This is a genomic window from Plantactinospora sp. KBS50, from assembly GCF_002285795.1.
Lineage (GTDB): Bacteria > Actinomycetota > Actinomycetes > Mycobacteriales > Micromonosporaceae > KBS50.
Genome location: NZ_CP022961.1, coordinates 4,297,301 through 4,321,969 on the forward strand (window position 1 = coordinate 4,297,301; position 24,669 = coordinate 4,321,969).

Below are 24,669 nucleotides of genomic sequence, written 5' to 3' on the forward strand. Positions count from 1 at the left end.
CATGCTCAAGTTCCTGGTCCGGAAGGTGCCGTCGGTGCTTCTCGTGCTGGTCGCGAGCAGCATGATCGCCTTCCTGCTGCCCCGGCTGGCACCCGGCGACCCCGCCGTGGTGCTGGCCGGGCCGGACCCCACCCCGGAGGTCATCGCCTCCATCCGTGCCGAACTCGGTCTCAACCAACCGTTGTGGCAGCAGTACCTGAACTGGGTCGGCGGTCTCCTGCACGGTGACCTCGGCCAGTCCTACATCCTGCACCGCCCGGTCAGTGAACTGATCGCCAACCGGATCGGCAGCACCCTCCAACTGTCCGCACTCGCCACGCTCATCATGATCGCGATAGGGCTGCTGCTCGGCATCCTCGGCGGAGCGCGGCGGTCGCCCGCCGCCCGGCTGGTGATCGACGGCTTCAACACCGTCTTCCTGGCCGCTCCCCCGTTCCTGACCGGCATGCTGCTGATCCTCCTGCTCGGGGTGGTCCTGCCGGTCCTGCCGGTCAGCGGCGAGATGAGCGTCTTCGACAACCCCTCCTTCGGCCTGCAGTACCTCCTGCTACCCGCCATCGCGCTGGCCCTGCCACAGGCGGCCGTGATCGCCCGCCTGTTACAGACCTCGATGCTGGCCACCCGATCGGAGGACTTCGTCGACCTGGCGAAGGCGAAGGGCGTGCCGGGCCGCCGGATCACCCGCAGGCACGTGCTGCGCAACAGCCTCGGCAGCGTCGTGGTGGTGATCGGCCTGCGGATCGGCGAACTGCTCGCCGGCGCGATCGTGGTCGAGGCGATCTTCGCCCGCAACGGGCTCGGTGCGCTCGCCGTCAGCAGCGTGGACTCCCGCGACTACCTGGTGGTGCAGGTGCTGATCCTGGCCGCCGTCTTCATCGCCGTCATGCTGCAACTCCTCTCCGAGATCATCCTGGCCGCCCTCGATCCCCGAATCCGTCTGGAGGCCTGAGATGGTCGCCATCACCGCACCCACGTCCGGGCGGGCCCCGCGCCGCCTCCGTCCGGGCGCCAGCAGGTACCTGCAGGCGCTGCGTACCCCGCGCGGAGCCGCGGCGACACTGCTCATCGTGCTGCTCACGGCCACCGCCCTGCTCGCCCCGGTGATCTTTCCGCAGGGCTACGACGAGCAGTCCGCGGACGCCTTTCAGGGCTTCTCCGCGCGGCATCTCTTCGGCACCGACGAGGTCGGCCGGGACATCCTGAACCGCAGCGTCTACGGCCTGCGGACCGACCTCATCCTCGTCTTCATCGCCGTCCCGGTGACCATGGTGATCGGTACGCTGCTGGGCCTGTTGGGGTTCGTCGCCGGCTGGCTCGGCAGCGGCGTGCAGCGGGTCCTCGACATCATCGTCGGCTTCCCCGGACTCATCCTCGGCATCTCGATCGTCCTGGTGCTCGGCACCGGTGCCACCACGATCCTGGTGGCGGTCATCATCCTCGGACTGCCCATCTTCGGCCGGCTCGCCCGCTCCGCGCTGCTCAGCCAGCAGCAGCGGGAGTACGTCCTGGCCGCCCGGACCCTCGGCGTGAGCCGGTGGAAGATCATGATCCGGCACATCCTGCCGAACGCGGTCGACCCGATCATCGTGGCCGGATCGGTCTTCGTGGTACAGACGATCTTCTTCGAGGCCAGCCTCAGCATCGTGGGGCTCGGCATCCAACCACCCGAGCCGTCGCTCGGCGCGTTGCTGAACACCGGCATGCGGTACATCACGCATTCGCCCACGTACGTGATCGGACCCATCGTGATCCTCCTGCTCCTCGCCTTCGGCTTCAGCCTCCTCACCGACGCCCTGAACGAGACGGTGAACCGGAAATGAGCCACGCCACAGCAGCGGAAGAACTCCGCGAACCACTACTGGACGTCAACGGACTCACCGTCACGTTTCCCACTCCCTCGGGTCTGGTTCGCGCGGTCAACGACGTCAGCTTCGACGTCCGGCCCGGACAGATCCTGGGAGTCGTCGGCGAGTCGGGCTCCGGCAAGTCGGTGACCGCGCGGGCGATCATGCGGATGCTCCGGCCCCCGGTCAGGTCGAGGGCGGTACGGTGCGGCTGGCCAGCACCGACGTCCTGGACGCCCCGGAAGACCAGATGCGCGACCTGCGTGGCCGGCAGATCGCCATGATCTTCCAGGACCCGCAGGCGGCGCTCAACCCCGTCATGACCGTCGGCGACCAGATCGTCGAGGCGCTGCTCGTGCACGGCGTCGACCGGACCGCCGCGCGCGCCCGCGCCCGCGAGCTGCTCGGCCAGGTCGGCATCCCCGACGTCGAGCGCACGATCAAGCTGTATCCGCACGAGTTCTCCGGCGGTATGCGGCAGCGCGTCGTGATCGCCATCGCGTTGGCGAACAAGCCCTCGGTCATCGTCGCCGACGAGCCCACCACGGCCCTGGACGTCACCATCCAGGCACAGATCCTCGAACTCCTCGCGCAACTGCGCCGGGATCTCGGCATCGCGATCGTGCTCATCACCCACGACATGGGCGTCGTGGCGCAACTCTGCGACGACGTCCTGGTGATGTACGGGGGCCAGGTCGTCGAGCGGGGACCGGCCGCGGAGGTGTTCCGGCACCCGCGCCACCCCTACACCTACGCGCTGCTGCGGGCCGTGCCCCGGCTGTCCGCCGGAGGGCGCGAACCGTTGCCGGCGATCGCGGGATCCCCGCCGAACCCGGCGGACCTGCCACCCGGTTGCAGCTTCGCCCCCCGCTGCCCGGCGGTGGTCGAGCGATGCCACACCGAACGGCCGCCGCTGGCCACCGTGGCCCCGGGCCGGGCCGCGGCCTGCTGGGTCAGTGGCGACGGCGGCGAGATCGCGGTGCTGCCGGTACGCCGGTCCACGCGCGCTGCCGTCGACACCCGTCAGCCGGCGATCCTGCACGTCGACGGGCTGCGCACCAACGTGGCGTCGGGACACGGCAGGTTGTCCCGCACCACCCCCGTCTGGGCGGTCAACGGGGTCTCCCTGGAGGTGCGGTCCGGGGAGACGCTGGGTCTGGTCGGGGAGTCGGGCTGCGGCAAGTCGACGTTGTCGCGCAGCATCGTCGGCATCACCCGCCCCACCGAGGGTCGCGTCACGGTCGCCGGCAGGGACGTGACCGCCATGCGCCCGGGCGACCTGCGTACCGTCGCCGCCACCGTGCAGTACGTCTTCCAGGACCCGTACGCGTCGCTCAACCCGCGACGCACCATCGGACAGTCCATCGAGGAGGCGCTCGGCCAGGCCGGCGTGTCCGGAGCGGACCTGGCCACCCGCGCACGGGAACTGCTCGAACGGGTCGGGCTCGACGGGGACCATCTCGACCGCTATCCGTACGCCTTCTCCGGCGGACAGCGGCAACGGATCGGCATCGCCCGCGCCCTGGCGGCCAGCCCGAAGATGCTGATCCTCGACGAGCCGGTCTCGGCCCTGGACGTCTCGATCCAGGCCCAGATCATCAACCTGCTCGAACAGCTCAGGGACGAGTTCTCCCTCGGCTACCTGTTCATCGCCCACGACCTCGCCGTGGTGCGGCACCTCAGCGACCGGGTCGCGGTCATGTACCTCGGCAGGATCGTGGAGACCGGAACGGCCGAACAGGTCTACGAGTCGCCGCAGCACCCGTACACCGCGGCGCTGCTGTCCAGCACCCCGGAGCCCGACGTGGACGCGCGACACCGCGAACGCATCGTGCTCACCGGCGACCTGCCCAGCCCGGCCTCCCCACCGACCGGCTGCCCGTTCCGCACCCGCTGCCCGATCGGTCCCAAGGCCGACCCGAGCCGGGACATCTGCACCACCACGCCCCCGGCGCTGGCTCCCACCGGCACCGGACAACTCGCCGCCTGCCACTTCGCCGGCGAACTGGCGCACATCGGCGGGGCGGGCGGTGCGGGCCGATGACCGCCCGACGGGTCGATGACACCCTGGTGCCGGAGGCGGCGCAGCCCGCGTCCGGGGTCGGCGAACCGGCACGGCGGTTTCCGGCGAGCGTCTATGCCCACGGCCGCGAGCCGGACGTACGCTTCAGCTTCGCCAACGAACGCACCTTCCTCGCGTGGATCCGGACGGCACTGGCCCTGATCGCCGGTGGGGTGGCGTTGGCGGCGTTCGGGCCGGGCCTCCATCCCCACCTGCGGACGGCCGCGGCGGCGTTGCTGATCGTCACCGGCATCGCCATGCCGGTGCCGGCATGGCTGGGCTGGGTACGCCGGGAACGCGCGCTACGCCGCGACGAGCCCCTGCCGTCGCCGCTGCTGTCGATGCCCCTCGTCGGCGCGGTGGTCGTCATCGGAATCCTGATCGTGCTCGCGGTGCTGCTGTGAGGACCGGGATCGCCGCCGTGCCGCGATCTGCCGGCCGGGACACCGGAGCCGACCGGGCCGCGGGAGCCGACCGCTACACCGGAGCCGACCGCGACACCGGGGCCGTCCGCGACCCTGGCCTGCAGGCGGAACGGACGGCCCTGGCCTGGTCCCGCACGGCGCTCGCGCTGGCGGTGGCGGGGCTGCTGGTCGCCCGCCAGCTCCTCACCTGGTACGGCCCGTGGATGGCAGCGGCGGCCGCGAGCACCTGCCTGGTGGCGGCGGCGGGAGCCCTGCTCGCCCACCGCCGTTACCGCCGCTGGACGCGTACCGGCAGGCCGGCGGGCCGGATCGCGGTCGCCAACGCCGCCGCCGCGGCCGCGGCCATGCTCATCGGCGCGGCCAGCCTGGTGGCGCTGCTGGCCCGCCCGCCCCGATGAACAGCGGACAGGACGCCCGGGGGCGCACCACCCAGCCACGCCGGACAGACGAAACCGGACAGACGAAAGCGGTGAGAGCGGCATGACACCCGCGGCCAGAACGAACATCGTCGTGATCCTCGCCGACGACCTCGGCTACTCCGACGTCGGCTGCTTCGGCGGCGAGATCAACACCCCACGCCTGGATGCCCTGGCCGCCGAGGGGGTGCGGGTCACGTCCTTCTACAACACCGCCCGGTGCAGCCCGTCGCGGGCCAGCCTGCTCACCGGTCGCCACCCACACCAGACCGGCATCGGGGTGCTGACCGACGACCACTCCCCGTACGGGGGCTACCCGGGCACGCTGCGCGCCGATGTGCCGACCGTCGCCGAGCGCCTCAAGGAGGACGGGTACGCCACCTGCCTGTCCGGCAAGTGGCATCTGTCCAGCAACACCGCCGAGCCGGACCACTCCTGGCCGACCCGCCGAGGCTTCGACGAGTTCTACGGGATCATGCCCGGCGCGGACAGCTACTTCCATCCCGGCAACCTGTGGCACGGCGAGCGGCGCTGTCCCGTACCCGAAGGGGACTTCTACCTCACCGACGCGGTCAGCGAGCACGCGGCCGGCTTCGTGCGGAGCGCGGCCCGCGACGAACAGCCGTTCTTCCTGTACCTGGCGTACACCGCCCCGCACTGGCCGCTGCACGCCCCCGAGTCGGACATCCAGGCGTACGAGGGGGTCTACGACCGGGGCTGGGACGAACTGCGGGCGGACCGGCACCGGCGGATGCGGGAACTGGGCATCGTCGGCACCGAATCGGCGCTCAGCGACCGGGATCCGACGCAACCGCCGTGGCGGGACGTCGCCGACCCGGAGTGGGAGGCACGCCGGATGAGCACCTACGCGGCGCAGGTGCAACGGATGGACGCCGGCATCGGCCGGGTGATCGATGCGCTCGATGAGGCCGGCGTACGCGAGAACACCCTGGTGGTGTTCCTGTCGGACAACGGGGCGTGCGCCGAGGAACTGCCCCCGCCGAACGCACCGCACTTCCACCGCCGGCAGCCGTCGCGTACTCCCGACGGCCGGGCGATGTCCATCGGCAACCGGCCGCAGATCCGTCCGGGCCCGGCGGACACCTACACCAGCTACGGTCGGGCCTGGGCCAACCTCTCCAACACCCCGTTCCGCTTCTACAAGCGTTGGGTGCACGAGGGCGGCATCGCCACCCCGTTCATCGCCTCCTGGCCGGCCGGTGGCCTCGCTGAGCGGCAGGTGGTGAACGACGCCTTCCAGCTCACCGACATCCTGGCCACGATCTGCGCGGTCAGCGGAACACCCGCCGCCGACGCCGCCGGCGTGTCGATGCTGCCGACGCTGCGCGGTGCGCCGGACCAGAGCGACCACCCCCTCTTCTGGGAGCACGTCGGCAACGCCGCCGCCCGCGCCGGACGCTGGAAGATCGTCCGGGAGGCCGGCCGGCCCTGGGAGCTGTACGACATGTCGGTCGACCGCTCGGAGCTGATCGACCTGGCCGACCGGCGGCCGGAGGTCGTGGCGGACCTCGCCGCCCGGTGGGACGACTGGGCCCGCTCCGTCGGCGTCATCCCCTGGGAGAAGTTGCGCGGCATCGTCAGCGCCCACGGGGGTTGACCGAACGCCGCGTCCTGCAGTCAGCACGAGCAACGCAGAGAGGGAAAGCCCCCGTGACGACGAACCAGCGCCGCCCCAACATCATCATGATCCTCACCGACGACCACGCCGCACAGGCCATCAGCGCCTACGGCTCGGTCGTGAACCGCACCCCGCGCATCGACGAGATCGCGGCAGAGGGATGGCGGCTGGACAACTGCTTCGCGACCAACTCGCTCTGCTCCCCGAGCCGGGCCTCCATCCTCACCGGCACCTACAGCCACATCAACGGCGTGACCACGCTCGTGACGCCGATCGACGCGAGCCAGCCCACCTTCATCACCCAGCTGCGGGAGGCCGGCTACCGCACCGCGATGATCGGAAAGTGGCACATGGGCGACGGCGCGGGACACGACCCGCAGGGCTTCGACTACTGGGACGTACTCATCGAACAAGGTGAATACTTTGACCCCATGTTCCTCTCCCGGGACGGCCTGCGCCAGGTACCCGGCTACACCACGGACCTGATCACCGACCTGGCGCTGGACTGGGTGGACGGACTCGACGGCGACGACCCCTGGTGCGTGTTGATCTATCACAAGTCGCCGCACCGGCCGTGGCAGCCGCACCCCCGGCACGAGGGCATGTACCGCGACCCGATTCCGCTGCCGGAGACCTTCGACGACGACTACCGGACCCGGTCCGCCTCCGCCCGCCGGGCCGCCATGCGGATGGTGGAGAACCTCAACGTCGAGGACCTCAAGCAGACCCCGCCGGACGGGCTCGACTACGAGGAACTCGCGCTCTGGAAGTACCAGCGGTTCATGGAGGACTACCTCGCCTGCGTCGCCTCGGTCGACGAGAACGTGGGACGGGTCATCGATTTCCTGCGGGAACGCGGCGACTTCGCCGACACTCTGCTGATGTACGCCTCCGACCAGGGCTTCTTCCTCGGCGAGCACGGCTGGTTCGACAAGCGATTCATGTACGAGGAGTCGCTCCGGATGCCGCTGGTGCTCAGCTACCCGCGCCGCATGTCGGGTGGGCAGGTCTTCGACGGGATCGTCACGAACGTGGACCTCGCCCAGACCGTGCTCGACGCCGCCGGAGTGCCACACCACCCCCGCATGCAGGGCTCAAGCTTCTTCCCGGAACTCCTCGGCACCGACGGCAGCCCGCGTCCCGGGATGTACTACCGGTACTGGGAGCACGACGACGTCTTCCACAAGGCACCCGCCCACTACGGGTACCGGACCGCCACCCACAAGATCATCTACTTCTACAACGACGGGATGGGGCTGCCCGGCTGCGGGCCCTTCACCTACCCGCCGGAGTGGGAACTCTACGACCTGACGGCCGACCCGCAGGAGCTCCGCAACGTGTACGACGACCCCGCCTACGCCGAGATCCGCGAGGAGTTGAAGGCACAGATGTGGCGGGCGCAGCAGGCGGTGGCGGACTCGCCCCATCCCAGCCAACCGAAGCCGACGCATGTCTGAGCACAGCTGCTGCACCCCCTCGCGGGGGCAGGAGCCACCGTCACCCCCACCGCGGACCGACCCGCATCGCCCGTCCCCCGACGGCGCGCTCCGCCCGTCACCCGACGGCGCGCACCACCCGTCCGCCGACGAGCCGCGCCGTCCGTCCGACGACGGCGCGGCGCCGCGGGAGCGCCGGCACCGGATCGAGCAGTGTCGGATACCCGGTCAGACCTTCATGATGGGCGACACCCACGACGACGACCGGCACGGTGACGGCGAAACCCCGGTGCACGCCGTCACCGTGAGCCCGTTCAGCATGGACGCCACCACCGTCACGATTCGCGACTTCTCCGCCTTCGTCGCCGACACCGGCTACGTCACCGAGGCGGAGACCTTCGGATTCTCCGCCGTGTTCCACCTCGCCGTGTCCGCCGACCCGGACGACGTGATCGGGCCGGCCGGCGGCACCCCGTGGTGGTGGGGCGTGCGGGGGGCGGACTGGGCACACCCCGGCGGTCGCCGCTCGACGGTGGACGGCCTGGAGGAACATCCGGTCGTGCACGTCAGCTGGAACGACGCGACGGCCTACTGCGCCTGGGCCGACCGGCGGCTGCCCACCGAGGCGGAATGGGAGTGCGCCGCCCGCGGCGGCATCGACGGCGCCCGCTATCCGTGGGGCGACGAGGTCGGCCCGGACTGGCCGTGCAACATCTGGCAGGGCAGATTCCCGCGACACAACACCGGCGAGGACGGCTGGCTCGCCACCGCCCCGGTCCGCACCTACCAACCGAACGCCTACGGCCTGTGGCAACCTGTCGGCAACGTCTGGGAGTGGTGCGCCGACTGGTACGACAGCGCCTACTACACCGCGTCGCCACCGGTGAACCCCACCGGCCCCGAGGACGGACAGCAACGCGTCCTGCGGGGCGGCTCGTACCTCTGCCACGACTCCTACTGCAACCGCTACCGCAACTCCGCACGCTCCGCCAACACCCCGGACTCGTCGATGGGAAACACCGGCTTCCGTACCAGGAGCAAGTAGGAAGGCCGGCGAGCGCAGGCCGGCCCTTTTTCTGTGCTCCCGGCGTGGGCTGGTGTCTGCACGCATTGTTCTGCGTCAGATCGAGGGAGACAGATAGTCCGCGAGGCGGGCCGAGCCGGTGAGCATTGCCCGGCCGCGGGCCGTGATCCGCTCACGCCACTGATCGATCGAGGCAGCGAGCGGTCCCGGGCCGCCGGCAGCGTGGACCTGCGCGATCACGGTCGCGATGTGCTCCAGCGGGTAGCCACCTCGGCGCAGCAGGTGGGCGAGCTCGGCGTCGCGTACGTCGTCGGAGTAGTAGACGCGCGCGGTCCGTGACCGGGCCGGGGTCAGGATGCCGACTCGTTCCCATTTGCGCAGCGTGGCCGGGGTGACAGCGAGCCGATGGGCGAGGACTCCGATCGAGACGGGCTCCTCGGGGGCCAGCGTGGCTGGCGGGCCGGAGACGAGCAGGACGACCGCTGAGGCGACTCGTTCCACGGTCTCCCGGTCACGGTGAAGCTGTACGTGAGCGGCGTCGAGCACGGCCAGCGCCGTCGGGAGGTCGCCGCCGAGCACGGATTTCATGATCTCGCCGGCGGCCCGGTAGCCGTATCCCGCGATGAGCGCTACGTAGGCGGCCAGCGCACCCGCATGGTCGTCGGTGTAGACCCGGTAGCCGCTCGCCGTTCGGTCGGCGGGCGGGATCATCCCGGCCTGCTCGTAGTTGCGGACCGCCTGCGCGGACAGCCCGTGTGCCCGCGCCAGATCCACCGGCCGGTACCTCTCGGTTTGAGGCTTCAAGCGGCAGTCTCCGAGGATAGTCGAGGAAAAGCTTCACACGGTGGTTCAACGATACGGTTGAGGTCATGGCTTTCGACAGTGAGTTGCTGTCCCTTGTCCACGCCCGCCGGCCGCACCTGGTCGCGATCGGTGAGCCCTACCACGGTGAGCCGGCGTTCCCTCGCCTGCGCAACCGGATCCTCGCGACGCTCGCCGGGCACGGCTTCCGGTCGATCGCGATCGAGTCCGACCGGGCTGCCGGCCTCGCCGTCAACGACTACGTGCAGGGCCGCCGTGACGAGGTGGACCTGAGCACCGGCATCAGTCACGGCTGGGGTGCTCATCCGGCCACCCGCGAACTGGTCGACTGGCTGCGCGACTACAACGAGAGGCTGCCACCGGCAGAGCGCGTCACCTTCCATGGCTTCGACGCCCCGACCGAGATCACCGCCGCGCCCAGCCCCGGCCCGCTGCTGCGGCAACTGTGCGAATACCTCGGGGCAGCGACGACCGACCTGGACCGCCTGGTCGGCGAGGAAGACCGCTGGACCGCCCCGGAAATCATGTACGACGCGTCGCGTTCACCCGGGCGCACACCCGAGGCCGCCGCGCTACGCGGCCTCGCCGAGGACCTGCGATCGCAGCTGTACGTCGACGCTCCCCGCCTCATCGGGGACACCTGCGCTGAGGCGTGGAACCGCGCCAGAGTGCTCGCCACCACGGCGATCGGCCTGCTCACCTACCACGCCGCGATGGCCGAGCCGGGCACCCGGTCCCAGCGGATCGGCCGCCTGCTCGCCGTGCGGGACGCGTTGATGGCGCAGAATCTGCTCGACATCCTCGCCGGGGAACGCGACCGCGGACCGGTCCTGGTCTCCGCCAACAACGCCCACCTGCAGCGGCACCCCAGTCGGTGGGACACCCACTGGGACGGTCAGGACCTCGCGGCGCAGTGGAACGGCGCTGGCCGCATCGTGTCGCCGCTGCTCGGCGACAGATACCTGTACGTAGCCGGAAGCCTCGGAGCGAGCGAGCCGGTCGGTCTCGGCCGGCCGGAACCCGGCACCTACGAGGAACGCCTCGGCCCTCAGACCGGTATCTTCCCACCACCCACCGGCAGCCACCTGCGCGCACGCGTGACGGACCTGCTCGGGTACTTCCCGCTGGACACGGCCACGATCGAGACCTGCGACGCGATCCTTCACATCGGCTCCGAGCCCGGCGCGGCCGACGCAGCCCGGATCGCCGGCCGCCCCGCAGTGACCGAAACCCGGATCGAACCGGGCTCCGACATGCCGTCCTACACCTGGGGCGACCGGTTCTTCTTCGCCGGCGAGGACCGGACGCGGCCGTTCGCCACGATCGTCGGGCACGACGTGCCCGGCTTCGACACACGATCCCGGCTGTCCGAGCCCGGACGATACCGGCTCAACATCGAGGTGGGGCGCGCCGAGTTCCACAACCTGTTCGGCTACCGGCCAGAGGAGTTCCCCGCACACGGCGACGAACTCGACTTCACACAGACCGACCAACTTATGCCCCACCCCGCCTACGCCGTGCAGGGCTGGGCCAGTGTGGTCAACCCGGGCCCGGCCACCGCGGACGAGGTAGAACGATTACTTGAACAGGCACGTGCCCGCGCCGCTGATCGCGAGCACCGCAAGAGTCGACGCTCGAAGTAAGGTGCTGCGTGCCCGCCGACTTCCAACGGCGTCGCAATTCGGGCGCCTCTCCCACTGGTCAGGCGAGCGCGGTCGACCGGTCTCTCCGCGTTCGGCCTGGCAGCGCAGACGATCTCCCTGCTCCTTCTTGCCAGCGATGTGGCGTCGGCTCTCTTCCAGCCCCGCGATGGCGCTCAAGCTCGTCGGGGCCGCCCGGCAGCCGTGGCGAGCCGTCACCCTCGCACCCGGCGGAGGCGGGTCACCCCGCTTCGAGATCCCGCCGTCGGTATCCCACCGTCGACACCGCGACGAGAACGACGGCGGCAACGGCCATGGTCAGGGCCGCGGGCCGGTGCAACGCGTCGCGGGGTACCGCACCGATCCAGTGAACCGGGGAGAGCTCACGCGCCCACGACGGGAGTTCCAGCAGGTCGGCGCGAAGGCAGACAACGAGGCCCCAGCCGACGGGGAGCCACGCGACCGGGACCGCCCTGGGGCTCAGCGAGTGCACGACCACGGCCACGCCGGTCAGCAGCACGACCGCTGCGGCGTAGGAAAGAGTGGCGGTCAGTCCCTTGCCGAAGTAGTGACTCTCGCCGAAGCCCGCCGCAAGGCCGAGACCGGTGGCGAGGCCCCCGCAGAGCAGCACCAGCATCGACCACATCGTGGCCAGCAGCGTGGTGGACGTCCACCACCGCCAGCGGCTCACCGGGGCGGACAGGCTGTAGCCCACCCGGCCGGCCGTCTCCTCGGCGGCCAGCCACTGCACGATCTGGATCCCGGCGGCGGCGGCGAGCAGCGCGTTGAGCTGGACGAAGATCGTGAGAGTGGCGTTCACGGTGGCGCCCTGCTCGGCCTTCGTGGCGGCGTCGAGGTGATTGATCTGGGGGGTCAGGTATCCGAAGGCGAAGGCGAACAATGTGCTCGCCCCGACCCAGCCGGCAGCGAGACCGCCGGTGAGCCGTGCCAGGAGGGTGAAGGGGGAACGGACCCAGGCCGGCGCGGTGGCCGGGCCCGGTCGTGGGGCGATGATGCCGGCTCCCTGGTCACGTCGGACGGCGACCACTGCGGTGGCGGCGAACAAGCCGACGGCCAGCAGGCCGGAGGCGATCCAGGGCCACCACGGGGGGTCCGCGGCGAAGGGCCGGATCTCCGCGAGCCACGACTGCGGATTCCAGCCGGTCGCGGCCCACTGCTGCGCGTCCACCGCCGCGCGGGCCAGGTAGCTGATCAGCCAGGCTGCCACCGCAAGCAGGTAGGCGGTGCGGGCGGTCCGGCAACACTGGGCGATCAGGGTGCCGACGCCGGTGAAGACGAGCATGAACATCGCGAGTCCGCCGGCGTAGAGCCATGATCCGCCGAGGGGGTAGTCGAGTGCCGTCAGCCCGACCGCGGTGAGTGCCGCGGTGAGCGCCGCCGTGACCGCGGCGGCGGTCACCCCGGCCGCGGCCGGCGCCAGCCGGTGGACCGGGTAGGACGTCAGGATGTCGAGGCGTCCGGTGTCCTCGACGCTGCGGGTGAACCGGATCGCGAGGTGCACGCCGATCAGGGGGATCATGATCAGGGTCAGGTAACCCATCTCGTTGACCAGGATGCCGCCCAGGGAATGCAGGTCGTACCCGCGGCCCTGCAGCGCCGCGCTGCCGTTCAGCAGTTCGTACGCCCCGGCGTACCGGTCGCGGCTGGCCTGGTCGGAGTAGGTGCCGTTGATGGTGCCCGCGCTCGCCAGCACGAGGGCGGCCACCAGCAGCGGCCAGCCGAGCACCTGGGTGTAGCCGGTGCGCAGGCTCAGCGACAGACAGCGCCGGTATCCGGTCATCACACCGCGCTCCCGGCCACGGCGTTCGGGGCGTCGCTGCGGTAGTTGGTGAGGAACAGCTCGTCGAGGCTCGGTGGCTGCACCGTCAGCGACGCCGGTTCGGCGGCGGCGACGTGGCCGACCGCAGCGGCCAGCGCCGCCGGGCCGGCGCGGAAGTTGACGTGGGTGCCGTCCGGCCGGGCGGTCACGACGAGGTCGACGAGGTCGACGAGCCCGTCCAGGTCCGGCAGCGGCCGCTTCGTCACCGCGGTGACCCGGGTGAGGGTGTGGCTGCGCAGGTCGGTGAGGGTGCCGGAGCGGATCACCGCACCGCGTCTGATGATGCTGACGCGGTCACACAGGACCTCCACCTCGGAGAGGATGTGACTGCTCAGCAGGACGGTGCGACCGTTGTCCTTCAGCTCCCGGACGCACTGCTGGAAGACCTCCTCCATCAGCGGATCCAGACCCGAGGTCGGCTCGTCGAACAGGAAGAGGTCGGCGTTCGTGGCGAGCGCCGCGATCAGCGCCACCTTCTGCCGGTTGCCCTTCGAGTAGGTGCGCGTCCGCTTGGTCGGGTCGAGCTCGAACCGCTCGATGAGCTCCCGGCGGCGGCGCGGGTCCGCCCCGCCGTGCAGCCGGCCGAGGACGTCGATGCTGGCGCCGCCGGTCAGACCTGGCCACAGCGCCACGTCGCCCGGCACGTACGCCAGGCGCCGGTGGGCCGCCACCGACTGGGTCCAGCAGTCCAGGCCAAAAATGCTCGCCTCGCCGGCGTCTGGCCGAAGCTGGCCGAGCAGTGCCCGGATGGTGGTGCTCTTTCCCGCGCCGTTCGGGCCGAGGAAGCCGTGCACCTCCCCCGCGGTGACCGTCAGGTCCAGGTCGTTCAGCGCGACGGTGTCGCCGAACACCTTGCGTACACCTCGCACCGCGATCGCATCCATGCCCACATCCTAGCGAATTCTGACAGCTACTATCACCTTGATAGTTGGTTGCTTAGTGAGTAAGAATTTCAGATCGATACACTCGACGACATGCCGCTCAGCCTGCGTCAACGCAACCGCATGGCCGCGATCCGGGCAATCCAGGACACGGCCATGGAGCTCTTCGACTCTCGCGGGTTCCCCAACGTCACCATCGACGACATCGCGCGGGAAGCGGCGGTGTCACCGTCCACCTTCTACCGCTACTTCGGCTCCAAGGAAGGGCTGTTCACCGTCGACCCGTTCGCCGCCGTCGGGGCGGACGGCTTCGACGAGGTCCTCGATCTCGACGACCTTCCCGGCACGATGACCCGCCTCGCGGCCAGCGCCGGCGACGGAGGGCCGTGGCGCGGCATGCGCTACGTGCTCGAGGAGCCCACCATCCGAGCGGCCGTCTACGCCACCATGGACGCCATGGTGGACCGCATCGCCGCCGCCCTGGCCGAACGCGGACACGAGCCGGCCGCCGCGCGGGTCCGGGCGCGCACCTACATCTTCGGTGTCTACTTCAGCGCCCTCGAACAGTGGCACGACGACGGCCGCACCCGGCCCATCGCCGAATACGTGCGTGAAGCGCTGGAGGCCGTCCCCACCGAGCACCGGAAGTCCGGGCCGGGCGCCGGCGACGCCCACACGTGACACTCCCGGCGGCGGCCGGTGGGCACGTCCCGGCGCGCGGGACCCGGCGGCCCGCTACCGGACCGGATCACACACCGGACCGACCTCGGCGGTGATCAGGCGGATCAGCTCCGGCGCCAGCTCGTCGACGTAGAAATGGCCACCGGGCAACATCCTCCGCCCCGGGGCACCGACTCGACGGCAGTGGGCACGGCGGCCGGTACAGGACCACCGGCGGTCAACCCGCCGGCCAGCGCCGCGACGGTCGGATACTCGAACGGGTCGCGCAGCGGGACGTCGACGGCGAGGCGGCCCGCATCCGCGAGATGGCCTGGGTGGCCAGCAACAAGTGGCCGCCCAACCCGGAGAAGTCGTGGACGCTGAGTCCGTCCACCCGGAGCGGTTCGGCCCAGATCTCGGCGAGCGCGCTGCGGGTCGTCGCGGGGCGGCTCGTACGGCCTGCGGAGAGTCGGGCGCAGCAGGTCGGGGGCGGGCAGCGCCCTGCGGCGGACGCTGTCATTGGGCATGCGCGGCAGCTCGTCCAGGAACGCGCATCGCCAGCGACACCGGCAGGACCAACGATGGCCGAGTACGACGCGAAGCTGACCCGCTAGCGGGCCGCACTGGAAGCAGGCGCCGACCCCGCCGTCATCGCCGGCCGGATCGCCGAGACACAAGCCGAACGACGCCACGCCGAGGGACGCCAGCGCACCGCACCGGCTTACCGACACGATCCGCCGGCTCTACGCCGCCCAGCCCCAAGCCGGATCCGGCACGGTCGCCGCAGAAATCGCCGCCGCCGACAAAGTCATCGCAGTGTGCGACGCCAAACTCGTTCAGCCCGCGAGGCGCCGGGAGACAGCGGGGCGGTGAAGTCCCGGCCGATCAGGTCCGCAGCCTTCGCCGCGGCCGAGTCCGCCGCCGTCGTACGCGCTCGCCGGCGTGGCCGCAGCCCTTGCACGCCGAAGCGGCGCATCACCCGCGCGGCCCGCTCACGGCAGCCTGGCAGCCCGCAGTTCGACGGTGATCCGAGGTTCTCCATGGGTGCCGTCATGCTCGCTGCTGGTGGTCAGCGACGAACGGGAAGCGGTTCACCAGCGCGTCTCCCCGGCGAAATACCAGGCCGCCTTCCGCAGCATGTCCCGCTCCTCCTCCAACTCCCGCACCCGCCGCCGCAAGACCACGTTCTCGTCCTCCAGCAAACCGGCTGCCGACGGCACCGCCGGCCCGGCCGCCGCACCCCGACGCTGATCATCAGCACGATCCCAACTACGCAACGTCTCCCGATCGGGCCCGAGATCCAAGGCTCAAGTGTCCAGGACCAGGGGGCAACTCCCGTCAGCGGTAGGCGTACTCGTCGATGTCCAACTCGGCGCCCGTGAGCCACAGGAACTCCAGCGTCCGCCGGTCAAGGTGCCAGCCAAGCAGCTGATGCTGTCCAGGTAGCTTCCCCAGCCCGTCAACCAGCCCGGACAGGTCTTCCGGCTCGCCCGCAGGATGCCCGAAAACCCGCACGACTTGCAGGACGGCTGATCCGGGACCGCCGTCTGTCCGGTCAAGTTCCGCCGCGAGCATGCCGATCTGCAGCGCGTGCACGAACAGGCGATCAACGATGTGTGAGATCTGCTCGTCAACGGTCATGCCCGCCGTTCGGCAGACCACCCGCCAGCAGTGCGCGGCCGGGATCACGCGATCAGCCGGGCTGCGGCTGCCTCGAATCACGGCTTCGTCCGGCTCGATCCCCAGCCGGGCGGCGATCTCCGACGCGCGCATGCTTATCGATTCGGGCACGAAGTAGGCGTACTGGCCGAACAGCACCGGGCGACCCGACCCGGAACCTCTACGGCCGTCATCGGCCGACCTTGCGTTGACCGGCCGCCATGATGATCTCTGGAAGGCGCAGCAGTTCCTCGTCGCAAGCCAACGACTCACCGGCCGAAACGAAGGTGAGCAGCCTGACCGGGGTCTTGTTGGCCGCTGCAGCGGCTGTCTTGTGGTGTCCGTCGAGCAGGAAGTGAGCCATTCCGCGCAACGTTGCGGTTGCTGTCTGTAGCCGACGAGATGCGTGGAAAGTCGGAGACGCGCCGGATGATCGCGGCTACGTAGGAACGGCGCAGAACCTCGATAAGAAGGTGGCCTCCTACAGCTCAACTTCATAGAGGTCCTGCGCCGACGATGAGTGTCACATACACCGCTGTCCTGCCGGTACGCGAACACACCGTGGGCGTACTCGCCGGTCTGCTCACCACGGAACGCGCCCGCCGCGGTACCCGTGCCGGAACCCGCGCTCTGCCATGCCGTGACCAGGCGGTCCTGATCCTGCGCTGGTTCCTCGACAGCACGCGGATGCGGCAACTCGCCCGGGACAACGCGATCAGCCTCTCCACCAGCTACGACTACCTCCACGAAGGCATCGATGTTCTCGCCGCCCGGTCACCGACCCTGCACGGCGCCCTACTCGCGGCGAAGGCCGCCGGCCATGACTACGTGAACATCGACGGGATTCTGGTCGAGACCGACCGGTGCCGCACCCCGGGCCCTACGGAGGGCGTCGACCTGTGGTGGTCCGGTAAACACGACAACCACGGCGGCAACGTCCAGGTCGTCACCGTGCCCGACGGCTGGCCGATCTGGACCTCCGGTGTGCGGCCCGGCCGCGAACACGACACCACCGCCGTCCGCACCCACGCCGAGATCCTGCCCGCCCTCACCGCCGCCGGCTCCGACCTGCGCACCCTCGGCGATCTGGGCTACGAGGGCGAGTCCGGCACCATCACCGTCGCGTTCAAGAAGCCGAAGAACGCCAAGCTCAGCCTCGTCCAGCAGCAGCTCAACAAGGCCCACAACAGCCTGCGAGCGATCGCCGAACGCGGCAACTCGCTGCTCAAGATGACCTTCAAGGCGCTGCGCAACGTCAGCCTCAACCCATGGCGGATCGGCAAGATCGTCGCCGCCGCGTTGGCCGTTCTCCACATCGAGCACGACCGCACTACATGACAACCCTCAGTAGTCAGAACCTTGCACGGAATGGCTCAGTGGAACAGGCCCCAGTGCCGTTCCCGCCTGAACCAGGGACCTTCGATGTCCAGCAGCCCGAAGGCGACGGCAGTCGGCCGGCCAGGCGCGTGGGAGTACCGTGCGACGACATCGGCGTCCAGCTCGGTCGGGTCGCCCATCGGGACCGCGAACTCGAACAGTTCGTCGTGGTCGCCGACCCTTCGACGATCGAGCCGGTAGTAGCCCGCGTTGGCAGGGTCGACGGAATACTCGAACTCTTCGTTGCGCCAGCCAGCCGGCCCGTCGAACGCGAAGTAGTCGTCCGTTGAGCCCGGCGCGACGAGCGTCGGCAGCGTGTCCAGGAGCATCACCTGGTAGTCACCACGCGGCAGCCGGGCTGCGAAAGCATCGATGACTTCCTGGTCGAGCCCGTCCAGCCCGGCGTTGAGACGATCTCGTACGGCGGTCGCCGACAATGGTCCGCGCGGAGCGCCGGGCTGGCGGCGCAGGACGAGCCCGCAGGTGCCGCACGAGTAGCCGATCTGGTAGGCGGCAACGCCGTCGATAGTCAGGTAGCGACTCGGCATCCTGCATCCATCGACTCCGATCTGAGGACTGGCGGTACCGAGCGTCATCAGTTCGTGAGCGATGAGCTTCGTCATACGCCGCCGAACACGCACAGCGACAGCTCCCACGGGTGGCCGAACGTACCGAACCGGAAGCCCTCGGCGAGGTAGATGGAGTAGTCGCCGTCGGGGTACGGAGACAACGGCCAGCCGGGCCGGCCCGGCGGATCGATGTTCTCCGGTCCGACGAGGCTGGGCCAAGCCCGGGCCGGCTCGGTGATCGCCGGAACACGGTGCATGCTGGGCCGGAAGTCGAACACCGCGTTGACGCGGTCCCAGACCGCCTTTTCGTCGCCGGTCAACTCGCGGTACGCCCTCGTCGCCATCCGTTGCTCACACTCCAATCAGGCGTGGTAGTAGTCGGCGTACGAGGACACCTGTCTCTCCACCGAGAAATCAGCGAAGCCCCCTGCCGCCTCACTACGACCGAGGTGATCCAGCGCCTGCACGGCGTCTTCGGAACCCACCGTGAGCAGGTATCCCTTGGTTTCGGCCAGCCCGCCGCCGCACAGCAACTGGACGTCGACCGAGCAGAACGCGTCCCAGCTTGACGACTTCGCCCGCCAGATCGTCAGGACGTCGCTCATCACGCCGGCGTTGAACAGCTGGACGCAGCAGAGCTTCATCACCTCCGTGTCGCCGTAACCCTGACTCTGCCGCTCACGCTCGGTCTGGGCCGTGAGCAGGTCGCGGATCTGATCGAGGTGTTCCGCGGCTGGTTGCAGGCCGTAGCGGTGCAGGAGCTCATCCTCGTTCACTTTGACCACGTTCGTTCAGCTGCCGGGCCGGAACTCGTGGACCACCTCGATCAGCCCAACGATGTGCCGGTTGAACTCGTCGAGTTCCTCGGCGGGCACCCACAGCTCGAGGATGTCGCGCCCGCCGGCCTGCCGGACCGGGTAGCGGGAAGCGAACTCGCGGTCGACCTCGAACCGGGTCACGTAGCCGATGCCCGAGGCGGGGACGTTCCAGTCCCGGGCGATCATGATCGCGTACTGCTCGTTAAGGACCGGGTAGAAGATCGGCTGGTCGGGCAGCCGGGGCGGCCACGCCTTCCAACCGGAGGCCCGCACGAGTTCCAACTCCTCGGGGCCGGTCGGCCGCCACAGAATCGTCGTCTCGGCCATCGCGGCACTCCTTTCCGGCCGGCGAACAGTACCGGCCGACCCACGTGCTGGACCAGCCGATTTCCGTCCTCAATGCCGTACCGGCCAGTCGAAGCCGGACGATCTGGACCTGGGCGAGCACGATTCCGGTGCCGGTGTCGTGGGCCGAGAGCAGATGGACCCGCCGCCCGTCGGACAGCCGGGCGCCAGGGGCGACCTTCCCGTCGACGGCGATGACCCGACGCCGCCAATGGTCGACAGCCGGGACCGGTACTGTCCGGCCCCGTAGCCAACCGCGATGCGACGCATCCGGACGCTGGCCTACGTGATCCTGGACGGCACGCTGATCCCGATCGACCGGGTCGCCGACCAGCGACCGTACTATTGCGGCAAGCACAAACGTCACGGCGTGAACGTGCAGGTCATCGCGGATGCCGCCGGCCGGCTCGTCTGGGCATCACCGGCCCTGCCCGGTTCGACACACGACCTGAGCGCCGCCCGAACCCACGGCATCATCGACGCCCTGACCAGCGCGGACGTGCTGACCTTCGCCGACAAGGGCTACCATGCAGCCAGCGGAAGTGTGCGCATGCCGTTCAAACGGCACCGCTTCCGGCCGAAGCTGTCACACCGACAGAAGGCCGTGAACCGGGCCCACGCGAAGATCCGCGCCCGCGGAGAACGCGCGATCGCCACCCTCAAGACCTGGAAGATCCTGGTCAAGCTGCGTTGCTGCCCACGCCGTGCCACCGCGATCGTGCAGGCCATCCTCGTCCTGCACCACGTCGAAACCAACCGCTTCCCACGATGAAAATGGCTCAGTGTTGATGACATCAGCGGGTGCGGTCCTGTTCTCGATCACAGTTGTCTTCGCAAACGCCATGATCATCGACGGGCCGCACCCGTCCTTCATGGACCCAGCCCTACAGCAGAACCATCCAAAATCCCAGCTCACATAGCCCTCAACCGACTACGCAACGGCCCTGCGCAACAGTCCTACGCGAACTGCAATACCTACTCGCGACCTGGCTCGGATTCTGCCCTCTCTGCCACCAACTCGTCCCAACCCAACAAAGCACTACTAGTAGGCTGATCGATCGTTGGCTGTTTAGGAGGAGAAGTGTGGTCGGAGGGTAGCCGAAAGGTCCGACTGTCTAGTGTCGGACTCTGGGTGGCCGTTGCTCTCGTCGCAGCAGCGCAGGTGGCGGGGACACTAAACCATCCCGCTCGGGACCGCTTGGCGGATCTACACGTCTACTGGGGCTCGGTGCAGATGCTCTTGGACGGGGGCAGCCTCTACGACTTCGCCGCGTGGAACGATGCTCCCTTCACCTATCCACCGTTCGCCGGGCTGTTGCTCGCACCGCTGGGTCTGCTCGCTGAAGACCCAGTGCGCATCCTGTGGACGGCGGCAACCCTCGGCGTAGTAATCGGCCTGGCGGTGCTCGCCCGACACGGGGAAGGGCTGCGTATGGTCAAGCCGACGCTGTGCGTGCCGGTCGCGGCACTTCTCATGTTCTCCTCAGCACCAGTGTCGAGCAACCTTCGCTTCGGACAGGTCAGCGTAGCGTTAGTGGTTCTAGTCCTGGTCGACTGCCTCAACATCACGCCCGTCCGGTACCGCGGCCTAGCGACTGGCATCGCGTCGGCGATCAAACTTACCCCTATGATCTTCGTGGTGTATTGGTGGATCTCGGGCCAGCGGCGTACTGCAGCCAACGCCATCGCAACGTTCAGCGCTTGCACGGCCCTAGCCTGGCTTGTCCTGCCACATGAGTCGCTCCGCTTCTGGTTCACCGAAATCTGGAACGTCGATCGCGTTGGCAACATCGCAACCGGCGGCAATCAGTCCCTGAACGCGGCCCTTCTTCGCCTTGGAATTTCGGATAGCTGGCGGATCGTGCTGGCGGGCGTGATCGGCCTAGCGATCGTGGCAATTGCCATGGTGCGGGCCTCACGCGCCTACCGTAACCGGGAGCCGTTTGCCGCAACGGTGATCGTCGGCGCCGCCGGACTGGTCTTCTCTCCAGTGTCCTGGACCCATCACCAAGTTTGGCTGGTGCTGGCTGGTCTGCTCGCGGTTGGAAACCGGCGCGGCACGATGATCTGGTTCGGACTGGTGACGGCTTTGATGGTCCTGCCCATCACGTCACTCGGCGCAGGGCTGCCCACAGAGGTCCTTACCAGTAACGCCCGGCTACTGCTCGCCGTCGCCGTGGCATGCGCGGTGCCGTTCGCCGCTCTGACCGTGCGACGGGCGGACGACGTCGCGACCCCCGCAGGGCTGTCCGTCAACCAGGCTGCGGACTGTGCGGACGCAAGATGCAAAGCCACCAGGCACACGAGACCGCCTACTACCGTTGCCGCTATCCCAACGAGTACGCCCTCGCCAACCACGTCCAGCACCCCGGCAACGTCTACGTCGCGGAACGAGACATCGTTCCCGCCCTCGACAACTGGCTCCTCAAAGCCTTCGCCCCGCACCGGCTGACCGATACGATCCGCCGGCTCCACGCCGCCCAACCCGCCGCCGGACCAGCACCGTCGCGCCAGAGATCACCGCTGCGAGCCACGCCTATCCCGGCATGTGCGGCCACCAGCAGTCAACGAGCCGGCGGAGGCGGCATGGCGGCCAATCGACCTCGCCATCGACAGCTTCGAACCGCTCGGTGCCCAGCAGACGCCCTGGCCGCAAGACCGGTCGACCCTCTACTGGTGGCGGCCAACCTTCTGGCGCGCACCCAGCCGTCAGGGTCGACGGATGGCTCAGCACGTCGCGGAGTTCACAGGTGGGCGCTCCGGGCAGCATCACGACGACCTGCCCCTCTCGTACCGCGGACTGACGCCCCTGCCTACTGGTCGCCGCAACACGCCCACGACCCTGGCAGCGATCTCACCTCCGACCTGTGCGTCATCGGAGGCGAGCACTTCTTCATCCAGGGCAACGTCGAGGTTCCCATCCTCGGCTCCGACCGCGTCTTCACCTGGGGCGTCTGGGTTTCGCTGAGCAGCAGCAACTTCTCCCGCGCCGTCGACCTGTGGGAGCAGCCCGGTCGGGAACACGAGCCGGCGTACTTCGGCTGGCTGGCCACCGAGCTGCCCCTCTACCAGCCCGAGCACGGTCGAGCTGAAGACGAACGTGCACACCCGACCGGTGGGTGAGAAGCCGTTCGTCGAAGTCGAACCCACCGATAATCCCCTCGCCGTGGAACAACGCACCGGGATCACCATGGACCGCGAACGGCAGATCGCCCCGAACACGCTGTCCACCGCGCGGCCGGCCGAGATGCTGGGCCGGGCCGGGCCGGGCCGGGCCGAGTCTAGGCTCGGCGGTCGTAGCAGCGTTCGACCCCGACGCGGACCCGAGCTCCGACCTCGCGCTCCGCCTGATGATCAACGCTCCGGTGACGCTCTACTGGCGCCCGACGTTGCTGGACCAGACCATCGCCTGGCTCGACCAGCACGGCTACCAGATCGTCCAACTCGACGCCGCACGCTGGGAGACCGAGGACGACCTGCACCGCGACGTCGCGGACGCGTTCGACTTCCCCGACTACTACGGGCACAACCTGGACGCCCTCCGCGACTGCATGAGCGACGTCACCGACGGCGAGTACGGCTGGAACACCGACCGGACGGGGTTGGTGGTCGTGTTCCGCGGCTACGACCGGTTCGCTCGCTCCTGCCCGAGGGCGGCGCAGCTGGTGCTTGACATTATCGCCGAACAGTCCAGGACGGCCTTGCTGTTCGGCCGCCGCGTCATGTGTCTGGTCCAATCCGACGACCCCGACATCCGGCTCACCCCAGTCGGAGCGACACCCGCGGCGTGGAACGACGCCGAGTGGCTCGACAGCGCCCGTCACCCCGACCGCTGACCAACCTTCGCCGGCCTCAGCCGGGCCGCTCAGTGTCCAGCCTCGCGATGCCGCGAAGCAGCCCGGCCAGATGCGTCAGGTCGTGCCACAGGACCACCGGCTCATCCACTGCCTGGCCAACGATCTCACGGATGGAAGCGACGTCGTCAACCAGTGACGCGACATCCACCGACGCCACAGACTCCGAAACAAGATCAAAACTCTCCGTAAGGCCGACCGACCAGTAGAAGTCACCCGTAAACCGGATTTCCTCACCGAACCGGACCTCGATCGCGGCCAGGAGCCGCTCGATCGCGTCCCGCAGCTCGGCCACCCTCATCGTCGGTACATCAGCCACCACCAGATCATCCAGCACCCCAACGGGCTCGGCATGGCAGTTTCCGCGGGGGCGATATGACGCTGCCGGCCACCATATTGCGTGGATAGGGTAGCGGCGTGACAGCAGCGCTGGAGCCGACGGGTCCGTTCCGCTGGGACCTCGTCTCCCCGGACCAACTCGGTAGCCTCCTCGACACCACTCCCGAACCGAACCTGTGGTTTTTGCCCGACCTGATCGAATGCGCCGGTCGGGTCCTCGCGCGCAGCGCCAACGCCGACCTCTACTTCGTCGGCCGCTCCCCCGACAGCATCTTCGACCTCCTCACCGGCGCCCTCGCCGGCACCACATGGCGCAACCGCTGCCAACGGCTCCCGCTGTCGCTGTGGAGCGACCCCGATGCCCTGACCTCGGCACAGGTCACCCAGTTCCGCACCAACCTGGGCCATCTCGGGATCACCCCGCACCACCTCGCCCACCGCCAGAAGCCCGTCGCGTTCGTCGACCTCGTCCACGGCGGCCGCACCTACCAGAACCTCTTCCACCTACTCCGGGGCTGGATCAGCGAGGAGCGGGCCGCGTGGTCGGTGATCCGCACCAAACTGCGGTTCATCGGCATCACCGCCCGGACCAAAACCAGCCCCAACACCTGGCGCTGGTACCAAGCCGCCCCCTGGGCCGCCTACCTCCCCCGCAACGCCCTGGTCAGCGTGTCCCTGGGCCAGCGGGTATGGGGCTACCTCGCCGACCACCAGCACAAGATCACCCGCTCGTTCCCCGTCAACCGCTGGCTCGACCAGGACACACGCCTGCCGGCACGCGACCCCACAGCACTGGCCGCACTCGCCGAGGCCGTCTCCCTCGTCGCCCACGGCCGCTCCCCCGAAGGTCGCACCGCTCTGACCGCCGCGATCACCGACGAACCGACCATGCACCAGCCATGGCTACGCTTCTTGGTCACCGAGCTTCGCCGACCAACGACCAGCCGCCAGGGCTAACCAGCCAGGCCGACCGCCCCAGCGGCGAGGAAACCCGGCTGCAGCCCGGTGCCCGTTAGGGA

At 69.3% G+C, this 24,669-nt stretch carries 25 protein-coding genes and 2 pseudogenes; 17 read left to right on the forward strand and 10 right to left on the reverse strand.

Annotated features, from left to right (window positions below):
- Position 1: 1 nt before the first annotated feature.
- The 9 genes from CIK06_RS18440 to CIK06_RS18475 all read left to right on the forward strand — a co-directional run bounded on the left by CIK06_RS18440 (position 2) and on the right by CIK06_RS18475 (position 8,867).
- The gene (locus tag CIK06_RS18440; protein ID WP_095565885.1) at positions 2-949 is read left to right on the forward strand and encodes an ABC transporter permease; all 948 of its coding nucleotides are present in this window, start codon (positions 2-4) and stop codon (positions 947-949) included.
- A gap of 1 nt (position 950) precedes the next feature.
- Complete coding sequence (locus CIK06_RS18445; RefSeq protein ID WP_095565886.1) at positions 951-1,820, forward strand: ABC transporter permease; 870 nt, start codon at positions 951-953, stop codon at positions 1,818-1,820.
- On the forward strand, positions 1,817-2,128 hold the full coding sequence (locus CIK06_RS32545; protein ID WP_255408508.1) for an ATP-binding cassette domain-containing protein: 312 nt from the start codon (positions 1,817-1,819) through the stop codon (positions 2,126-2,128). Before CIK06_RS18445 ends, CIK06_RS32545 begins: the two co-directional genes overlap by 4 nt.
- Entirely contained in the window at positions 2,050-3,888 is a 1,839-nt protein-coding gene (locus CIK06_RS31955; protein ID WP_255408509.1) for an ABC transporter ATP-binding protein, read from the forward strand. Before CIK06_RS32545 ends, CIK06_RS31955 begins: the two co-directional genes overlap by 79 nt.
- The gene (locus tag CIK06_RS18455; protein ID WP_095565887.1) at positions 3,885-4,310 is read left to right on the forward strand and encodes a YidH family protein; all 426 of its coding nucleotides are present in this window, start codon (positions 3,885-3,887) and stop codon (positions 4,308-4,310) included. Before CIK06_RS31955 ends, CIK06_RS18455 begins: the two co-directional genes overlap by 4 nt.
- Positions 4,307-4,729, forward strand: a complete 423-nt coding sequence (locus CIK06_RS29550) for a DUF202 domain-containing protein (RefSeq protein ID WP_157756845.1) — start codon at positions 4,307-4,309, stop codon at positions 4,727-4,729. Before CIK06_RS18455 ends, CIK06_RS29550 begins: the two co-directional genes overlap by 4 nt.
- Before the next feature lie 82 nt (positions 4,730-4,811).
- On the forward strand, positions 4,812-6,365 hold the full coding sequence (locus CIK06_RS18465) for an arylsulfatase (RefSeq protein ID WP_095565888.1): 1,554 nt from the start codon (positions 4,812-4,814) through the stop codon (positions 6,363-6,365).
- A 53-nt stretch (positions 6,366-6,418) separates the two neighbouring features.
- Positions 6,419-7,843 (forward strand): sulfatase, encoded by a 1,425-nt coding sequence (locus CIK06_RS18470; protein WP_198347938.1) that lies wholly within the window; start codon positions 6,419-6,421, stop codon positions 7,841-7,843.
- A complete protein-coding gene (locus CIK06_RS18475) occupies positions 7,836-8,867 on the forward strand; it encodes a formylglycine-generating enzyme family protein (protein WP_198347939.1) in 1,032 nt (343 codons plus the stop codon). Before CIK06_RS18470 ends, CIK06_RS18475 begins: the two co-directional genes overlap by 8 nt.
- 75 nt (positions 8,868-8,942) lie before the next feature.
- Here CIK06_RS18475 and CIK06_RS18480 read toward each other — a convergent pair whose 3' ends face one another.
- A complete protein-coding gene (locus tag CIK06_RS18480) occupies positions 8,943-9,620 on the reverse strand; it encodes a TioE family transcriptional regulator (protein WP_232533711.1) in 678 nt (225 codons plus the stop codon).
- A gap of 95 nt (positions 9,621-9,715) precedes the next feature.
- Here CIK06_RS18480 and CIK06_RS18485 point away from each other — a divergent pair, with 95 nt between their 5' ends.
- Complete coding sequence (locus CIK06_RS18485) at positions 9,716-11,311, forward strand: DUF6194 family protein (protein WP_095565891.1); 1,596 nt, start codon at positions 9,716-9,718, stop codon at positions 11,309-11,311.
- A gap of 238 nt (positions 11,312-11,549) precedes the next feature.
- Here the strand turns inward: CIK06_RS18485 and CIK06_RS18490 are convergent, their stop codons facing one another.
- Both CIK06_RS18490 and CIK06_RS18495 read right to left on the reverse strand, forming a co-directional pair.
- Positions 11,550-13,109 carry an ABC transporter permease gene (locus tag CIK06_RS18490; protein WP_095565892.1) on the reverse strand — a complete coding sequence of 520 codons (1,560 nt, stop codon included), beginning with the start codon at positions 13,107-13,109 and terminating at the stop codon, positions 11,550-11,552.
- Positions 13,109-14,032, reverse strand: coding sequence for an ABC transporter ATP-binding protein (locus tag CIK06_RS18495; RefSeq protein WP_095565893.1), 924 nt, complete (start codon positions 14,030-14,032; stop codon positions 13,109-13,111). Before CIK06_RS18495 ends, CIK06_RS18490 begins: the two co-directional genes overlap by 1 nt.
- A 90-nt stretch (positions 14,033-14,122) precedes the next feature.
- Here CIK06_RS18495 and CIK06_RS18500 point away from each other — a divergent pair, with 90 nt between their 5' ends.
- A complete protein-coding gene (locus CIK06_RS18500; protein ID WP_095565894.1) occupies positions 14,123-14,710 on the forward strand; it encodes a TetR/AcrR family transcriptional regulator in 588 nt (195 codons plus the stop codon).
- A gap of 1,317 nt (positions 14,711-16,027) precedes the next feature.
- On the opposite strand, the gene CIK06_RS18510 is transcribed toward CIK06_RS18500, so the two are convergent.
- Positions 16,028-16,507, reverse strand: coding sequence for a DUF4279 domain-containing protein (locus CIK06_RS18510; protein WP_232533712.1), 480 nt, complete (start codon positions 16,505-16,507; stop codon positions 16,028-16,030).
- Positions 16,508-16,538: 31 nt separating this feature from the next.
- Entirely contained in the window at positions 16,539-16,712 is a 174-nt protein-coding gene (locus CIK06_RS18515) for a hypothetical protein (RefSeq protein WP_198348406.1), read from the reverse strand.
- 152 nt (positions 16,713-16,864) lie between these two features.
- Between CIK06_RS18515 and CIK06_RS18520 the strand changes: the two genes are divergently transcribed.
- Positions 16,865-17,686 carry a transposase family protein gene (locus tag CIK06_RS18520; protein ID WP_095565896.1) on the forward strand — a complete coding sequence of 274 codons (822 nt, stop codon included), beginning with the start codon at positions 16,865-16,867 and terminating at the stop codon, positions 17,684-17,686.
- A 35-nt stretch (positions 17,687-17,721) separates the two neighbouring features.
- On the opposite strand, the gene CIK06_RS18525 is transcribed toward CIK06_RS18520, so the two are convergent.
- From CIK06_RS18525 to CIK06_RS18540, 4 genes are read right to left on the reverse strand one after another with little or no spacing between them, the layout of a single operon-like run.
- Positions 17,722-18,348 carry a hypothetical protein gene (locus tag CIK06_RS18525; protein WP_232533713.1) on the reverse strand — a complete coding sequence of 209 codons (627 nt, stop codon included), beginning with the start codon at positions 18,346-18,348 and terminating at the stop codon, positions 17,722-17,724.
- On the reverse strand, positions 18,345-18,638 hold the full coding sequence (locus tag CIK06_RS18530) for a DUF2716 domain-containing protein (RefSeq protein ID WP_198347940.1): 294 nt from the start codon (positions 18,636-18,638) through the stop codon (positions 18,345-18,347). The genes CIK06_RS18525 and CIK06_RS18530 overlap by 4 nt, the downstream gene beginning before the upstream one ends.
- Positions 18,639-18,656: 18 nt before the next feature.
- Positions 18,657-19,070: a hypothetical protein gene (locus CIK06_RS29555; protein WP_157756846.1), complete on the reverse strand. Its 414-nt coding sequence runs from the start codon at positions 19,068-19,070 to the stop codon at positions 18,657-18,659.
- 15 nt (positions 19,071-19,085) lie between these two features.
- The gene (locus tag CIK06_RS18540; RefSeq protein ID WP_095565897.1) at positions 19,086-19,439 is read right to left on the reverse strand and encodes an ADP-ribosylation/crystallin J1; all 354 of its coding nucleotides are present in this window, start codon (positions 19,437-19,439) and stop codon (positions 19,086-19,088) included.
- Positions 19,440-19,713: 274 nt separating this feature from the next.
- Here CIK06_RS18540 and CIK06_RS18550 point away from each other — a divergent pair.
- The 4 genes and pseudogenes from CIK06_RS18550 to CIK06_RS18570 form a co-directional block, all read left to right on the forward strand.
- Positions 19,714-20,229 (forward strand): annotated as a pseudogene (locus CIK06_RS18550) (transposase family protein); the annotation flags it as partial.
- A 462-nt stretch (positions 20,230-20,691) separates the two neighbouring features.
- Positions 20,692-21,909: a glycosyltransferase 87 family protein gene (locus CIK06_RS18555; RefSeq protein ID WP_232534333.1), complete on the forward strand. Its 1,218-nt coding sequence runs from the start codon at positions 20,692-20,694 to the stop codon at positions 21,907-21,909.
- Between the two features lie 134 nt (positions 21,910-22,043).
- A pseudogene (locus CIK06_RS31960) lies at positions 22,044-22,421 on the forward strand (DUF2199 domain-containing protein); the annotation flags it as partial.
- A 386-nt stretch (positions 22,422-22,807) separates the two neighbouring features.
- Entirely contained in the window at positions 22,808-23,293 is a 486-nt protein-coding gene (locus tag CIK06_RS18570) for a barstar family protein (protein ID WP_095565898.1), read from the forward strand.
- A gap of 16 nt (positions 23,294-23,309) precedes the next feature.
- Here the strand turns inward: CIK06_RS18570 and CIK06_RS18575 are convergent, their stop codons facing one another.
- Positions 23,310-23,648, reverse strand: coding sequence for a hypothetical protein (locus CIK06_RS18575; RefSeq protein WP_157756847.1), 339 nt, complete (start codon positions 23,646-23,648; stop codon positions 23,310-23,312).
- 80 nt (positions 23,649-23,728) lie between these two features.
- Here CIK06_RS18575 and CIK06_RS31365 point away from each other — a divergent pair, with 80 nt between their 5' ends.
- Entirely contained in the window at positions 23,729-24,607 is an 879-nt protein-coding gene (locus CIK06_RS31365) for a hypothetical protein (protein ID WP_232533715.1), read from the forward strand.
- Positions 24,608-24,669 lie beyond the last annotated feature (62 nt).

Coding starts and splice junctions, on each gene's coding strand:
- CIK06_RS18555 (WP_232534333.1), top strand. CDS start 20,692: ATGCTCTTGGACGGGGGCAGCCTCTACGACTTCGCCGCGTGGAACGAT.
- CIK06_RS18570 (WP_095565898.1), top strand. CDS start 22,808: ATGATCAACGCTCCGGTGACGCTCTACTGGCGCCCGACGTTGCTGGAC.
- CIK06_RS18490 (WP_095565892.1), bottom strand. CDS start 13,109: ATGACCGGATACCGGCGCTGTCTGTCGCTGAGCCTGCGCACCGGCTAC.
- CIK06_RS18540 (WP_095565897.1), bottom strand. CDS start 19,439: ATGGCCGAGACGACGATTCTGTGGCGGCCGACCGGCCCCGAGGAGTTG.
- CIK06_RS18455 (WP_095565887.1), top strand. CDS start 3,885: ATGACCGCCCGACGGGTCGATGACACCCTGGTGCCGGAGGCGGCGCAG.
- CIK06_RS18500 (WP_095565894.1), top strand. CDS start 14,123: ATGCCGCTCAGCCTGCGTCAACGCAACCGCATGGCCGCGATCCGGGCA.
- CIK06_RS18485 (WP_095565891.1), top strand. CDS start 9,716: ATGGCTTTCGACAGTGAGTTGCTGTCCCTTGTCCACGCCCGCCGGCCG.
- CIK06_RS18520 (WP_095565896.1), top strand. CDS start 16,865: ATGAGTGTCACATACACCGCTGTCCTGCCGGTACGCGAACACACCGTG.
- CIK06_RS18495 (WP_095565893.1), bottom strand. CDS start 14,032: ATGGATGCGATCGCGGTGCGAGGTGTACGCAAGGTGTTCGGCGACACC.
- CIK06_RS18515 (WP_198348406.1), bottom strand. CDS start 16,712: ATGGCTCACTTCCTGCTCGACGGACACCACAAGACAGCCGCTGCAGCG.
- CIK06_RS18475 (WP_198347939.1), top strand. CDS start 7,836: ATGTCTGAGCACAGCTGCTGCACCCCCTCGCGGGGGCAGGAGCCACCG.
- CIK06_RS32545 (WP_255408508.1), top strand. CDS start 1,817: ATGAGCCACGCCACAGCAGCGGAAGAACTCCGCGAACCACTACTGGAC.
- CIK06_RS18525 (WP_232533713.1), bottom strand. CDS start 18,348: ATGACGAAGCTCATCGCTCACGAACTGATGACGCTCGGTACCGCCAGT.
- CIK06_RS18530 (WP_198347940.1), bottom strand. CDS start 18,638: ATGGCGACGAGGGCGTACCGCGAGTTGACCGGCGACGAAAAGGCGGTC.
- CIK06_RS18465 (WP_095565888.1), top strand. CDS start 4,812: ATGACACCCGCGGCCAGAACGAACATCGTCGTGATCCTCGCCGACGAC.
- CIK06_RS18445 (WP_095565886.1), top strand. CDS start 951: ATGGTCGCCATCACCGCACCCACGTCCGGGCGGGCCCCGCGCCGCCTC.
- CIK06_RS18440 (WP_095565885.1), top strand. CDS start 2: ATGCTCAAGTTCCTGGTCCGGAAGGTGCCGTCGGTGCTTCTCGTGCTG.